The sequence below is a fragment of the Pseudomonas sp. I8001 genome, assembly GCF_013385345.1.
Lineage (GTDB): Bacteria > Pseudomonadota > Gammaproteobacteria > Pseudomonadales > Pseudomonadaceae > Aquipseudomonas.
In genome coordinates, this window is sequence record NZ_JACAQC010000010.1 from 18,841 (window position 1) to 32,376 (window position 13,536).

12 protein-coding genes, 4 tRNA genes and 1 riboswitch are annotated in these 13,536 nt (G+C 59.2%); of the genes, 12 read left to right on the forward strand and 4 right to left on the reverse strand.

The window, feature by feature from the left end; all coding sequences use genetic code 11:
* Positions 1 to 57: 57 nt before the first annotated feature.
* The 3 genes from astB to astE are packed head-to-tail and all read left to right on the forward strand — an operon-like array spanning position 58 to position 2,734.
* Positions 58 to 1,404 carry an N-succinylarginine dihydrolase gene (gene astB / locus HX839_RS09570; protein ID WP_177066985.1) on the forward strand — a complete coding sequence of 449 codons (1,347 nt, stop codon included), beginning with the start codon at positions 58 to 60 and terminating at the stop codon, positions 1,402 to 1,404.
* 23 nt (positions 1,405 to 1,427) lie between these two features.
* Positions 1,428 to 1,718, forward strand: a complete 291-nt coding sequence (locus tag HX839_RS09575; protein WP_003214319.1) for a hypothetical protein — start codon at positions 1,428 to 1,430, stop codon at positions 1,716 to 1,718.
* An 11-nt stretch (positions 1,719 to 1,729) separates the two neighbouring features.
* Positions 1,730 to 2,734 carry a succinylglutamate desuccinylase gene (gene astE, locus HX839_RS09580; RefSeq protein WP_003214315.1) on the forward strand — a complete coding sequence of 335 codons (1,005 nt, stop codon included), beginning with the start codon at positions 1,730 to 1,732 and terminating at the stop codon, positions 2,732 to 2,734.
* Between the two features lie 130 nt (positions 2,735 to 2,864).
* Here the strand turns inward: astE and HX839_RS09585 are convergent, their stop codons facing one another.
* Complete coding sequence (locus HX839_RS09585) at positions 2,865 to 3,374, reverse strand: 6,7-dimethyl-8-ribityllumazine synthase (RefSeq protein ID WP_076015023.1); 510 nt, start codon at positions 3,372 to 3,374, stop codon at positions 2,865 to 2,867.
* A gap of 111 nt (positions 3,375 to 3,485) precedes the next feature.
* Positions 3,486 to 3,655, reverse strand: a riboswitch (FMN riboswitch).
* Positions 3,656 to 3,845: 190 nt separating this feature from the next.
* Here HX839_RS09585 and ltaE point away from each other — a divergent pair.
* The 8 genes from ltaE (at position 3,846) to mgtE (ending at position 11,596) form a co-directional block, all read left to right on the forward strand.
* Complete coding sequence (gene ltaE, locus HX839_RS09590) at positions 3,846 to 4,850, forward strand: low-specificity L-threonine aldolase (protein ID WP_177019548.1); 1,005 nt, start codon at positions 3,846 to 3,848, stop codon at positions 4,848 to 4,850.
* Between the two features lie 146 nt (positions 4,851 to 4,996).
* Complete coding sequence (alaS, locus tag HX839_RS09595; RefSeq protein ID WP_003214310.1) at positions 4,997 to 7,615, forward strand: alanine--tRNA ligase; 2,619 nt, start codon at positions 4,997 to 4,999, stop codon at positions 7,613 to 7,615.
* Between the two features lie 95 nt (positions 7,616 to 7,710).
* Positions 7,711 to 8,952, forward strand: coding sequence for an aspartate kinase (locus HX839_RS09600; RefSeq protein ID WP_003214308.1), 1,242 nt, complete (start codon positions 7,711 to 7,713; stop codon positions 8,950 to 8,952).
* A gap of 186 nt (positions 8,953 to 9,138) precedes the next feature.
* Positions 9,139 to 9,327, forward strand: a complete 189-nt coding sequence (csrA, locus tag HX839_RS09605; protein WP_002554426.1) for a carbon storage regulator CsrA — start codon at positions 9,139 to 9,141, stop codon at positions 9,325 to 9,327.
* 62 nt (positions 9,328 to 9,389) lie between these two features.
* A tRNA-Ser gene (locus HX839_RS09610) sits at positions 9,390 to 9,480 on the forward strand.
* 108 nt (positions 9,481 to 9,588) lie between these two features.
* Positions 9,589 to 9,665 (forward strand) — tRNA-Arg (locus HX839_RS09615).
* Between the two features lie 72 nt (positions 9,666 to 9,737).
* Positions 9,738 to 9,814 (forward strand) — tRNA-Arg (locus HX839_RS09620).
* 339 nt (positions 9,815 to 10,153) lie between these two features.
* Complete coding sequence (gene mgtE, locus HX839_RS09625) at positions 10,154 to 11,596, forward strand: magnesium transporter (RefSeq protein ID WP_003214265.1); 1,443 nt, start codon at positions 10,154 to 10,156, stop codon at positions 11,594 to 11,596.
* 103 nt (positions 11,597 to 11,699) lie between these two features.
* Here the strand turns inward: mgtE and HX839_RS09630 are convergent, their stop codons facing one another.
* The 3 genes from HX839_RS09630 to HX839_RS09640 all read right to left on the reverse strand — a co-directional run bounded on the left by HX839_RS09630 (position 11,700) and on the right by HX839_RS09640 (position 12,893).
* A complete protein-coding gene (locus HX839_RS09630) occupies positions 11,700 to 12,026 on the reverse strand; it encodes an Arc family DNA-binding protein (protein ID WP_003175643.1) in 327 nt (108 codons plus the stop codon).
* Positions 12,027 to 12,465: 439 nt separating this feature from the next.
* On the reverse strand, positions 12,466 to 12,645 hold the full coding sequence (locus HX839_RS09635) for a PA3371 family protein (RefSeq protein WP_003214263.1): 180 nt from the start codon (positions 12,643 to 12,645) through the stop codon (positions 12,466 to 12,468).
* A 20-nt stretch (positions 12,646 to 12,665) separates the two neighbouring features.
* Positions 12,666 to 12,893: a hypothetical protein gene (locus HX839_RS09640; protein WP_102604982.1), complete on the reverse strand. Its 228-nt coding sequence runs from the start codon at positions 12,891 to 12,893 to the stop codon at positions 12,666 to 12,668.
* Between the two features lie 336 nt (positions 12,894 to 13,229).
* On the opposite strand from HX839_RS09640, the gene HX839_RS09645 reads away from it, so the two are divergent.
* Positions 13,230 to 13,306: transfer RNA gene (locus HX839_RS09645), tRNA-Arg, on the forward strand.
* The last annotated feature ends 230 nt before the right edge of the window (positions 13,307 to 13,536 follow it).

The following is a 13,536-nucleotide window of genomic DNA, read 5'->3' on the forward strand; positions in this document are numbered from 1 at the left end:
GGTGTGTTCAAGTAATTTGATGCCTATAAAAATACAGATGTTCGTGGAGCCTCGCCGATGAAATCCTGTGAAGTCAATTTTGACGGTCTAGTGGGGCCGACCCATAACTACGGCGGCTTGTCCTACGGCAACGTCGCGTCCCAAAGCAACAGCCAGCAGTCCTCCAACCCGAAGGAAGCTGCGCTGCAAGGCTTGGCGAAGATGAAGGCCCTGATGGAAATGGGCTTTGTGCAAGGTGTGCTGGCGCCCCAGGAACGTCCGGATGTGGCCGCCTTGCGCAACCTCGGTTTTGCCGGCACCGACGCACAAGTCATCCAGCAGGCCGCCAAGCAAGCCATGCCGCTGCTGGTTGCCAGTTGCTCGGCGTCGAGCATGTGGGTGGCCAATGCCGCGACCGTCAGCCCGAGCGCCGACACCTTTGACGGCCGCGTGCATTTCACCGCCGCCAACCTCAACTGCAAATACCACCGCAGCATCGAACACCCGACCACCAGCCGCGTGCTGGGAGCGATGTTTGCCGATGGCAAACACTTCGCCCACCACGCCGCGCTGCCGGCCGTGGCGCAGTTCGGTGACGAAGGCGCGGCCAACCACACGCGTTTCTGCCGGGACTATGGCGAGGCGGGCGTAGAGTTTTTCGTGTTCGGCCGCAGCGCGTTCGACACCCGCTACCCGGCGCCGCAAAAGTACCCGGCGCGCCAGACCCTCGAAGCCTCCCAGGCGGTCGCGCGCCTGCATGGCCTGCGGGACGACGGTGTGGTTTACGCGCAGCAGAACCCGGCGGTGATCGATGCCGGCGTGTTCCACAACGACGTGATCGCGGTGGGCAATGGCGAGGTGCTGTTCTATCACGAGGACGCGTTCCTCAATACCGATCAGATGCTCGGCGAATTGCAGGGCAAGCTCGGCAAGCTCGGCGGCAATTTCCAGTCGATCTGCGTGCCACGGGCCCAGGTGGGGGTTGAAGACGCGGTGCGTTCCTACCTGTTCAACAGCCAGCTGCTGACCCGTGCCGACGGTTCGATGCTGCTGATCGTGCCGGAAGAATGCCGCGCCAACGAGCGTGTCTGGCAGTACCTGCAAGGCCTGACGTCCTCCGGCGGGCTGATCCGCGAAGTCAAAGTCTTCGACCTCAAGCAAAGCATGCAGAACGGCGGTGGCCCGGCGTGCCTGCGCTTGCGTGTAGCCTTGAATGAAACCGAACTGGCGGCGGTCAACCCAGGGGTTATCATGACAGCGCCGTTGTACGACACGCTGACCCAATGGGTCGACAAGCACTACCGCGACAGCCTGCGGGAAACCGACCTGGCTGACCCGCAATTGCTGCTTGAGTGCCGGACGGCACTGGATGAACTGACGCAAATCCTTAAACTGGGCTCGGTTTATCCTTTCCAGATCAATTAACGCCGCACGGCTGAGAACTATTTATGACCACCGACACCCTGAAACTGATCCTTGAAGACACCGACGGCACCCAGCTGGAAACTTCCTGCACCCGCGTCGCCGTGGTGTGGCAGGGCAAGGAGATCTGGATCCAGCACGACGGCCGTGGCCAACTGCTGATCGGCGTGGACGTGGAAGAAGGCGACGCGGAATACGCCAACCTGCTGATGCGCCCGTTGGCCACCAACCTGATGAGCCTGCAACTGGAAATGGAACCGGCCGACGTTGAAGGTGATGACGACGATCACGTCCACGGTCCTGGCTGCAACCACTAAGGAAGCTGTGTATGCTCGCCCTCGGCAAACTGCTTGAACTGACCCTCGCCGGTCGCGAACCGGCGCAAAAAATTCAACTGACTGTCGACGGCGTGCAACTGCGTTGGCTCAGTGAGGGCGCGCTGGAAGTGCGGCCTCCTGAGGCGCGGGACAACGGCAGCGACGTGCTGCTGTCGTCCGGCATCCATGGCAACGAAACCGCGCCAATCGAATTGGCCGACCGCTTGCTGCAGGGCATTGCCCGTGGGGAGATCAAGCCCCGCACCCGTATCCTGTTCCTGTTCGGCAACCCTGAGGCCATGCGCCGCGGCGAGCGTTACCTCGAACTGGACGTCAACCGGCTGTTCAACGGCCGTCATGAACAAAACATCGGCCCTGAAGCCATGCGCGCCGCCGAGCTTGAACAGTTGGCCCGCACCTTCTTCAGCGTGCCTGGGCGTAGCCGTTTGCACTACGACCTGCACACCGCCATCCGTGGCTCGAAGATCGAGCAGTTCGCACTGTACCCGTGGAAGGACGGTCGCCAGCATTCACGTCGTGAACTGGCGCGCCTGCGAGCCGCCGGCCTGGAGGCGGTGCTGTTGCAGAACAAGACGTCGATCACCTTCACGGCGTTTACCTACGAGCAGCTGGAGGCCGAGTCCTTCACCCTGGAGTTGGGCAAGGCCCGGCCGTTCGGGCAGAACCAGGGCGTGGACGTATCGCGCCTGGAAACCCGCCTCACGCAGATCATCGAAGGCAACGAGCCGGCCACCGAGAGCCTGGATGGCCTGCAGCTGTTCAGCGTCTCCCGGGAAGTGATCAAGCACAGCGATACCTTCGTCCTGCATTTGCCGGCGGACGTGGAAAACTTTTCGGAGTTGGAGAAGGGTTATCTGCTGGCCGAGGACATTGCCAAGACCCGCTGGGTAATCGAGGAGGAGGGCGCGCGCATCATCTTCCCGAACCCGAAGGTCAAGAATGGCTTGCGAGCGGGGATATTGATTGTGCCGACCACGGATGCTGGCCTGGCCTGAACCCCGAGACCGACTCGGTCAAATGTGGGAGCGGGCTTGCTCGCGAAGGCGGTGTATCAGTCAGACATGTATTGACTGAAACTCCGCCTTCGCGAGCAAGCCCGCTCCCACATTTGCTTGGTGGTGTTGCTTAAACCGCTACCGCCCGTGGCTCATTGCGACGCAGTGCGCGAACCTTGTGCAGGGTGTCGGCGCAGGTGCGTGCCGCTTCCTGGCCCTTGTGCACGAAGTGCTCATAGAAGAACGTATGGTGCTCGCTGCCCGCGTGGAAGTGGTGCGGGGTCAGGGATACCGAGAACACCGGCACTTCGGTTTCCAGCTGGACCTGCATCAGGCCGCTGACCACGGACTGGGCCACGAACTCGTGACGGTAGATCCCGCCGTCCACCACCAGGGCGGCCGCGACGATACCGGCATAACGGCCGGACTTGGCCAGCAGCTTGGCGTGCAGGGGCATTTCAAAGGCGCCGCCGACTTCGAAGAAATCGATGTCCGATTCCTGGTAGCCCTGGGCGATCATTTCGGCGAGGAAACCTTTACGGGATTGGTCGACAATATCCTTGTGCCAGCAGGCCTGGATAAACGCGACGCGCTCGCCGTGATGGTTTTTGCTTTTGCTGTCGATTGCGGTGGGTTGCATGTTCTGACTCCTGTTTAAGAAAAAAACAGGGCGTTATGAATCGAATGGGATTTAAGGGTACGCACAGCGGGCTCATGTGAACATGACGTCAGCGCGGCCCTTAGGTGCCAATCCCGTTCTCTCTTCATCCGGACTATGACCGTCGGCCCCGGGATCACACCGGGTCTGCTGACCTTGTCGCCGTCCTGCCGAGGCAGTTCGAGGCGCCAAGCGCTCGCGGGCTATGCACGTTGCGTGCAATTACCGCCGGTGGGGAATTACACCCCGCCCTGAGAACGTTGCCGCCAGAACCCTGGCGGCGGAGAGTTTTTATCATGGTTTTTCAGAAACTGCACGGTTGGTTTATCGATAACCTATATCGGTTTGTTTGGTTGGTATTCGATTGTGCAAGCACGGGGCTTGATATTCCGCGGGTTTGCCCGCAGTAATCGTCAACACAAGAAACGCTCCAATCCGCTAGAGGCTAGTTTGATGAACGTGATTGACCTGCGCAGCGACACAGTGACCCAACCGACCCCTGGCATGCTCGAGGCGATGGCCACTGCCGCCAGCGGCGACGACGTCTACGGCGAGGACCCGAGCGTCAATCGCCTGGAAGCCGAACTGGCCAAGCGCCTGGGTTTTGCCGCCGCGTTGTTCGTGCCCACCGGCACCATGAGCAACCTGCTGGCGTTGATGGCGCACTGTGAGCGTGGCGAGGAATACATTGTCGGTCAGCAGGCCCACACCTACAAATACGAAGGCGGCGGCGCGGCGGTTCTCGGCTCGATCCAGCCACAACCCCTGGAAGTGCAGGCCGACGGTTCCCTGAACCTGGAGCACGTGCTGGCCGCGATCAAGCCGGACGACTTCCACTTCGCCCGTACCCGCTTGTTGGCGCTGGAAAACACCATGCAGGGCAAGGTCCTGCCGCTGGAATACCTGGCGGCCGCGCGAGCCTTTACCCGGGAACACGGCCTGGCCTTGCACCTGGACGGCGCGCGGCTCTACAACGCGGCGGTCAAGCTGGGTGTGGATGCGCGGGAAATTGCCCAGCACTTCGATTCGGTGTCGGTGTGCCTGTCCAAGGGCCTGGGCGCGCCGATCGGCTCGGTGCTGTGCGGCTCCACCGCGTTGATCGCCAAGGCCCGTCGTTTGCGCAAGATGGTCGGTGGCGGCATGCGCCAGGCCGGTTCGCTGGCGGCGGCGGGGCTGTACGCCCTGGATCACCAGGTGCAGCGCCTGGCCGACGACCACGCCAATGCCCAATGGCTGGGGGATGAACTGCGCAAGGCGGGTTATACGGTGGAGCCGGTGCAGACCAATATGGTCTACGTCGACATCGGTGATCGAGCCCAGGCCTTGAAGGCGTTTGCTGCCGAGCGCGGGATCAAGTTGAGCGCGGCGCCGCGCCTGCGCATGGTCACGCACCTGGACGTCAGCCGGGCGCAGATCGAGCAAGTGCTCGCGACATTTGTCGAGTTTTCCCGGAAATGACAGTGCAGACCGTCTAATTGACTGTTTCTATCACATAAACACGCTGTACCACGGGCAAAGGGCCGATATAATGCGGCCCTTTGCCGTCGCTCCGTCTGATGACGTTTAGCACTGGCCTTTGGCCGCAGCCTCCGTGGAAGAACCTAATGAAAAGCGCAGAAATCCGTGAAGCCTTCCTTCGCTTCTTCGAAGAGCAAGGTCACACCCGTGTCGCCTCCAGCTCCTTGATCCCAGGCAATGACCCAACCCTGCTGTTCACCAACGCGGGGATGAACCAGTTCAAGGACTGCTTCCTGGGCCAGGAAAAGCGCGCCTACACCCGCGCCACCAGCAGCCAGAAGTGCGTACGCGCCGGCGGCAAGAACAGCGACCTGGAAAACGTGGGCTACACCGCCCGCCACCACACATTCTTCGAGATGCTAGGTAACTTCAGCTTCGGCGACTATTTCAAGAAAGACGCGATCACCTTTGCCTGGACCTTCCTGACCGGCGTGCTGAAGCTGCCGAAGGAAAAACTCTGGGTGACCGTCTACGCCACCGATGACGAAGCCTACGACATCTGGACCCAGCAAATCGGGGTGCCGGTCGAGCGCATGATTCGCATCGGCGACAACAAGGGCGCGCCTTACGCGTCCGACAACTTCTGGACCATGGGCGATACCGGCCCGTGCGGCCCGTGCACCGAGATTTTCTACGATCACGGCGCCGACATCTGGGGTGGCCCACCGGGCTCGCCGGAAGAAGACGGCGACCGCTACATCGAAATCTGGAACAACGTGTTCATGCAGTTCAACCGCACCGCCGATGGCGTGTTGCATCCGTTGCCAGCGCCGTCGGTGGACACCGGCATGGGCCTGGAGCGGATCAGTGCGGTGATGCAGCACGTTCACTCCAACTACGAGATCGACCTGTTCACCAACCTGCTGAGCGCTTCGGCCGCGGCCATTGGCTGTGCCAACGACAACCAGTCGTCGCTCAAGGTGGTGTCGGATCACATCCGTTCCTGCGGCTTCCTGATCGCCGATGGCGTGCTGCCGTCGAACGAAGGCCGTGGCTATGTGCTGCGCCGCATCATCCGTCGGGCCTGCCGTCACGGTAACAAGCTGGGCGCCACCGGTAGCTTCTTCTACAAGATCGTTGCCGCGCTGGTGGCCGAGATGGGCGATGCCTTCCCGGAACTCAAGCAGCAGCAAGCCAACATCGAGCGCGTGCTCAAGGCTGAAGAAGAGCAGTTCTCCAAGACCCTGGAGCACGGCCTGAAGATCCTCGAGCAGGACCTGGTCGAGCTCAAGGGCACCGTGGTGCCGGGCGACGTCGTGTTCAAGCTGTACGACACCTACGGTTTCCCGATGGACCTGACCGCCGACATCGCCCGCGAACGCGAGCTGACCATCGACGAGGCCGGGTTTGAGCGTGAGATGGAAGCCCAGCGCGTCCGTGCCCGTTCCGCCAGCTCCTTTGGCCTGGACTACAACACCCTGGTAAAGGTTGATGTGGCGACTTCGTTCATTGGTTACGAAGCCACCGTTGGCTCGGCCAAGATCGTGGCTATCTATAAGGACGGCAAGTCGGTCGACGTGCTGAACGAAGGTGACGAGGGTGTTGTGGTCCTCGACCAGACCCCGTTCTACGCTGAATCCGGTGGCCAGGTTGGCGACTGTGGTTTCCTGAGCTCCACCTCCGGTCGTTTTGAAGTGCGCGACACCACCAAGACCGGCGGTGCGTTCCTGCATCACGGCGTGCTGGTGCTGGGCAACCTGACCGTCGGCGCGCCGGTGGACACTCAGGTAGATGCCGACGTACGGCATGCAACTGCCTTGAACCATTCTGCCACTCACTTGCTGCACGCTGCGTTGCGTCAGGTGCTGGGTGAGCATGTGCAACAGAAGGGTTCGTTGGTCGATAGCCAGCGCCTGCGTTTTGACTTCAGTCATTTCGAGGCGATCAAGCCTGAGCAGTTGAAGGCCCTGGAAGACATCGTCAACGCCGAGATTCGCAAGAACACCCCGGTGGAAACCGAAGAAACCGATATCGAGACCGCCAAGCAAAAAGGCGCCATGGCGCTGTTTGGCGAGAAGTACGGCGACGAAGTGCGCGTATTGAGCATGGGCGGCAGCTTCTCGGTGGAGCTGTGTGGTGGTATCCACGCCAGCCGTACCGGCGACATCGGCCTGCTGAAAATCATCAGCGAAGGCGGCGTGGCTTCCGGCGTACGTCGTATTGAAGCGATCACCGGTGCTGCGGCCCTGGCCTACCTCAATGCGGCAGAAGAACAACTCAAGGAAGCGGCCGGCCTGGTCAAGGGCAGCCGCGACAACCTGATCGACAAGCTCTCCGGCGTACTGGAGCGCAACCGTCAGCTGGAGAAACAGCTGGAGCAGTTGCAGGCCAAGGCGGCCAGCGCGGCGGGCGACGATCTGTCGGCTTCCGCCCTGGACGTCAAGGGTGTGAAAGTGCTGGCCGTGCGCCTGGACGGTCAGGACGGCAAGGCGCTGTTGGCCTTGGTCGATCAGTTGAAGAACAAGCTCGGCCGCGCAGTGATCCTGCTCGGCAGTGTCCATGAGGAAAAGGTCGTTCTGGTTGCCGGTGTAACCAAGGACCTGACTGGCCAACTCAAGGCCGGTGATTTGATGAAGCAAGCCGCCGCGGCAGTGGGCGGGAAGGGCGGTGGTCGTCCGGACATGGCGCAAGGCGGTGGTGTTGACGCCGGCGCCCTGGACGCGGCCCTGGCCCTGACCGTGCCGTTTGTCGAGGCAGGTATTTAAGACGCTGTTAATGAGCCCGTGGTCTAGTCGCGGGCTCAGTCAGTGCTGGTTGATTGAATAACAGGCGCCCCTTTACGGGCTGAGGCGGCTTAGAAATGGCTTTGATCGTACAGAAATTTGGAGGCACCTCGGTCGGCTCTGTCGAAAGAATCGAGCAGGTCGCCGACAAGGTTAAGAAATTCCGCGATGCCGGCGATGACCTGGTGGTGGTGCTGTCGGCCATGAGCGGCGAGACCAATCGCCTGATCGATCTGGCCAAGCAAATCAGTGGCGATCAGCAACCGGTTCCCCGTGAACTGGACGTGATCATTTCCACCGGTGAGCAGGTGACCATCGCATTGCTGGCCATGGCGCTGAACAAGCGTGGTGTGCCGGCGGTGTCCTACACTGGCAACCAGGTCCGCATTCTTACGGATAGCGCGCACACTAAAGCCCGCATCCTGCAGATTGATGACCAGAAGATTCGCGCTGACCTGAAAGCCGGTCGTGTGGTAGTTGTCGCCGGTTTCCAGGGCGTCGACGAGCACGGCAACATCACCACCCTCGGTCGTGGCGGTTCCGACACCACTGGCGTGGCCCTGGCGGCAGCCCTGAAGGCTGACGAATGCCAGATCTACACCGATGTGGATGGCGTCTACACCACTGACCCGCGGGTCGTATCCGTGGCTCAGCGCCTGGACAAGATCACCTTCGAAGAGATGCTGGAAATGGCCAGCCTCGGTTCCAAGGTGTTGCAGATCCGTGCCGTTGAGTTCGCCGGCAAATACAACGTTCCGCTGCGCGTACTGCACAGCTTCAAGGAGGGTCCGGGCACCCTCATTACTATTGATGAAGAGGAATCCATGGAACAGCCGATCATTTCCGGTATCGCTTTCAACCGTGATGAAGCCAAGCTGACTATCCGTGGCGTGCCAGACACCCCGGGCGTGGCTTTCAAGATCCTGGGCCCGATCAGTGGCGCGAACATCGAAGTCGACATGATCGTGCAGAACGTCTCGCACGATAACACCACCGATTTCACCTTCACCGTGCACCGCAACGAGTACGATGCGGCGGAGCGGATCCTGCAGAACACTGCGAAGGAAATCGGCGCCCGTGAAGTGGTCGGCGATACCAAGATTGCCAAGGTGTCGATCGTGGGTGTGGGCATGCGTTCCCATGCGGGCGTTGCCAGCCGCATGTTCGAAGCCCTGGCCAAGGAAAGCATCAACATCCAGATGATCTCCACATCGGAAATCAAGGTGTCGGTGGTGATCGAAGAGAAGTACCTGGAACTGGCTGTACGCGCGCTGCATACCGCTTTTGAGCTGGACGCTCCGGCCCGACAGGGCGAGTGATGCGTTGCCAGGAAGGCGCGGTTATCCGCGCCTTTCATTTTTTTGCCGGGTGTGTGGTTAAGACCTGTTCTTTTACCTGCGCTCGACAATACTTAGGCGTGTAGGGCTATGGCCATTTGGTTGTAGGTCGAATGCCTTTTTTTTGCAGACTGTTGTTCCCGAAATGAAATGCGTGAGGAGAAAGGTATGCTGATTCTGACTCGTCGATGCGCAGAAAGCCTGATTATTGGTGATGGCGAAATCACCGTGACCGTGCTCGGCGTCAAAGGCAATCAAGTGCGTATCGGGGTTAACGCTCCGAAAGAGGTGGCTGTCCACCGCGAGGAAATCTACCTGCGGATCAAGAAAGAGAAGGACGAAGAACCAAGCCATTAATTTTTATCGTTTTTTATGTTTGCAAACGGGGATGAAGCTGGTTAATATACGCCCCGTGTTGCGGAGAGCTGGCCGAGTGGCCGAAGGCGCTCCCCTGCTAAGGGAGTACACCTCAAAAGGGTGTCGGGGGTTCGAATCCCCCGTTCTCCGCCATTATTTGCTTAGTACGTTGCAATCTGGTTTTTTCGCTAAGTTGTTGAAACTAAACGAAAAAATAGCTTTACATAGAGATTGAACGGCCTATAATGCGCGGCAACAAATGCACTCGTAGCTCAGCTGGATAGAGTACTCGGCTACGAACCGAGCGGTCACAGGTTCGAATCCTGTCGAGTGCACCATTTAAGAGTTAGTTGCAGCAATGCAGGTAACTTGGCTTCAACCAGTTGTGATCTGGTCTAAAAACACAATCTGCACTCGTAGCTCAGCTGGATAGAGTACTCGGCTACGAACCGAGCGGTCACAGGTTCGAATCCTGTCGAGTGCACCAAACAACAAAAAGCCCGCCTAGTGCGGGCTTTTTGCCGTCTGGGGTTTTTATTTCCCGGGGCGCCTTTTTCTCCCGCCCATGTGTTTTCCTCTCAAGCTGCGTCGTCGCAGTTCATATGTGTGGCCAATGCTCAGCTTTGTGTCGCAAGCGCTTGTTCTTTCCAGTTTTTTGACGTTAATCGCGGCCGCCCGGTGTATCATTGCGCCCGTCAGCCCCGCCGGGGCTTGTGGAACACCTCCATGGACTTACCCAGTAGTTACTCAGTACCCCGTTTTACCAATCATGAATTGACTGATTGATCCTTCCGGCGTGCCCCGCTGCTGGGAGTGGAGTTCGCCTATGACCGAAGTTGAAGTAAAGAAAACACAAGAAAGCCTGCAAGATCGCCTGGCTCAAGTCGTCGAGCTGCTGCAGCGCCAGCGCGTGGTCGAAGACCTGACGCATCGCCAGGAAGGCGCGAACAATGACCGGGTCGAGAACCTGGTCCACCGGCAAAATCTTGTCGAGCTGCAACGCAAGCTCGATGACCTGCACTCCGCCGACGTTGCCTACATCCTCGAAGCCTTGCCGCTGAATGACCGCCTGACCCTTTGGCAGTTGGTCAAGGCTGACCGCGACGGCGACATCCTCCTCGAAGTATCCGACTCGGTCCGTGAAACCCTGATCGCCGACATGGACGATCACGAGCTCCTGGCGGCCGCCAAGGACATGGATGCCGACGAACTCGCTGACCTGGCTTCCGAGCTGCCGCGTGACGTCGTCCATGAGCTGATGGAAACCCTCGATGGCCAGCAGCGCGAGCGTGTGCGCTCGGCGTTGTCCTACGACGAGGAGCAGGTCGGTGCGTTGATGGACTTCGAGATGGTCACCATCCGTGAAGACGTCAGCCTGGAAGTGGTTCTGCGCTACCTGCGCCGGTTGAAAGAGCTGCCAGGCCACACCGACAAGCTGTTCGTGGTCGACTACGAAGGGATCCTCAAGGGCGTACTGCCGATCAAGCGCCTGCTGGTCAATGATCCGGACAAGAAAGTCGCGGACGTCATGGCCAGTGACCCGGTGAGTTTCCATCCTGACGAAGACGCTTACGACGCGGCCCAGGCGTTTGAGCGTTATGACTTGATCTCGGCCCCGGTGGTCGACAAGAACGGCAAGCTGATCGGTCGTCTGACCATCGATGAAATGGTCGACCTGATTCGTGAGGAGAGCGAAAGCGAAGTTCTCAACATGGCCGGTCTGCGGGAAGAAGAGGATATTTTTGCGTCGGTCTGGAAGTCCCTGCGTAACCGCTGGGCCTGGCTGGCGGTGAATTTGATTACCGCGTTTATTGCTTCACGGGTGATCGGCCTGTTTGAAGGCTCCATCGAGAAGCTCGTGGCCCTGGCTGCACTGATGCCGATTGTGGCGGGTATTGGCGGTAACTCGGGTAACCAGACCATCACCATGATCGTCCGCGCCATGGCGCTGGATCAGGTGGGGACCGGGCATGGCAAGCGTTTGATGCGCAAGGAGCTTGCGGTCGCGCTGATCAACGGCCTGGTGTGGGGCGGTGTCATCGGTATCGTGGCGTACCTGCTGTATGGCAGCTGGTCGCTCGGCGTGGTCATGACGGCGGCCATGACGCTTAACCTGCTGCTGGCAGCGTTGATGGGAGTTCTGATTCCAATGACCCTGGTGCGCCTTGGACGAGACCCGGCGATGGGTGCCAGTGTGATGATCACGGCCATGACCGACAGTGGCGGCTTCTTCATCTTCCTGGGCCTGGCAACCATCTTCCTGCTTTGATCCCTTCCATGGATCGGGGGCATTTGCCCCTTGATCCTTTCCTGACCAAATCCCGGGCAAAAAAAAGCCAGCGCATGGCTGGCTTTCAGCTTTCAGTTGCCAATCAGTTGGCTTCTGCAGCTGCCTCAACGTCGTGGGCGATCAGCGAGACGAGAGCATTTTGCTGGCGGTGGGAGAGCTGACGAAAACGCTGCAGCAGTTCGCGTTCGTGCAGTGACAGCTCGGGGCTGTCCAGGCGCATGCTCAGCTCGTCGCCCAGCGCACCTTCCTGAATCAGGCTTTGTTCCAGGCGTGCGATGATTTCAGAGTTCATGCTGCGGTGATGATTGCGAGCCACCTCGGCAATGCGTTCCCGCATTCCGTCTGGCAGACGTACGACGAACTTGTCAGCCGTACGGCTGGAATAAATTGCCTGTTTCAATGGGCGCATATATTTAACCGGTTAGTTCAGGGGAGCGGTTTTTGGAATTGGCCGCAAGATGCATGTTAGGACAAGGTTTGCTGCCAAATGTTCAACCTGAATTGCAAAGAGGCCGCATCATGCCTCAGATTTGCCAGTTCCTTGGCGTCAATTCTGTGACAAATATTGAACCGGCTACCGGCTTTATGCCAGTACTCATTTCAAAATTTGCGGACTGGTTGGAAAACTTTCCGCGGACGCACCCAAATGAGTGTTGAGCCCGCAGACCCTGGGCGCAAAAGGCTTTTCGGGCGCACATCCTATAGCAATATGGCCTTTTGCCCTTAACTTTAAGATTAGTGGCAAATTGCCAATTTACGAATGCGGAGCGACATATGGTCGGCTGTCCGGACGGACAAGCCGAGGCGTGGCAGCGATTTTAGCGAGGGCGACGAGCGGGGGGGGGGATTCAGCGCAGTACGGGATCGAATTTGATGCGGCGACCAATGAAGACTGCCAATACCCACAGGCTGCCAAACACGCCGGCGGCGACGAAGGAGACTGTCTGTACGTCTTGCGACAATACGTTCAGGCCGAGGCCGGCGGCGGCCAGTGCCAAGGTCAGAAACAGCCAGGCGGACTTGTTCATGGAATGCTCCGGTAAGCGGTTCAGAAAACCCAGTGTTCAGCGGCAGGAGCGGCTTGAGTGCCCTGGGTCAGTTGCAGTGGGGATTGCATGTTCGGCTTCATGACAGCCAGTTGCGGGCGCTGTTGCAGGTGATGGGGAATCGCCTGGCTGACCTGCGCGGCGTCGTCGGAAGTGGTGGACTGAAAATGGAACATCACCAGCGCAGCCAGTGCAACGGTATTGAGGGCTAGTAGAAGTGCGCTGTTCATGTGCATGTTCTCCGCAGATGGCTGGGCCGGACTGTATTTGTAGGATAAAGGATTGCAGGTGTCGTGCCAGTCTTTAATTGACAATAAATCCTTTAAAATCAAACATTTATATAGTGTCCAGATTGCCATGCTGTTGCAATTTGCAATGATGGCATTTTGGGGGAGTGCATTTTGCACGATGGTCCGAGCCGTCCGTAATCGTTGAGCGCAATACCACCGGCTGTCACTGGCATGGGCCTACACTCAAAAAGCCAACGGACGACATGACAAAATTCACCTGCGCCGTTAACATGCACGCCGTCCGTCGCCGTGCCCATCGCCGGTTGGCTGTCATTAGTCCCAGTAGCTCAATTGGATAGAGCATCCCCCTCCTAAGGGGAAGGTTGGCCGTTCGAACCGGCCCTGGGACACCACTTCACCGTTGCTGCCCAAGCGGCCTCGACGTCCGCAAGCCCCGATCAGATTTATCTGGCGGGGCTTTTTTGTGGCCGGGCGTTTGAGTGCGGCAGTCTTTTCAAACACCAACCGAACCTTGCCCGCGTTTGAGGTTCACACGGGAGGCAAGAGCGGGGCGGCGCAAGTATTCGTCTGCGTCCTGTACCTCGCGGGTGACTGGCGAGCGTCTGACACGTAGCCAATTGGC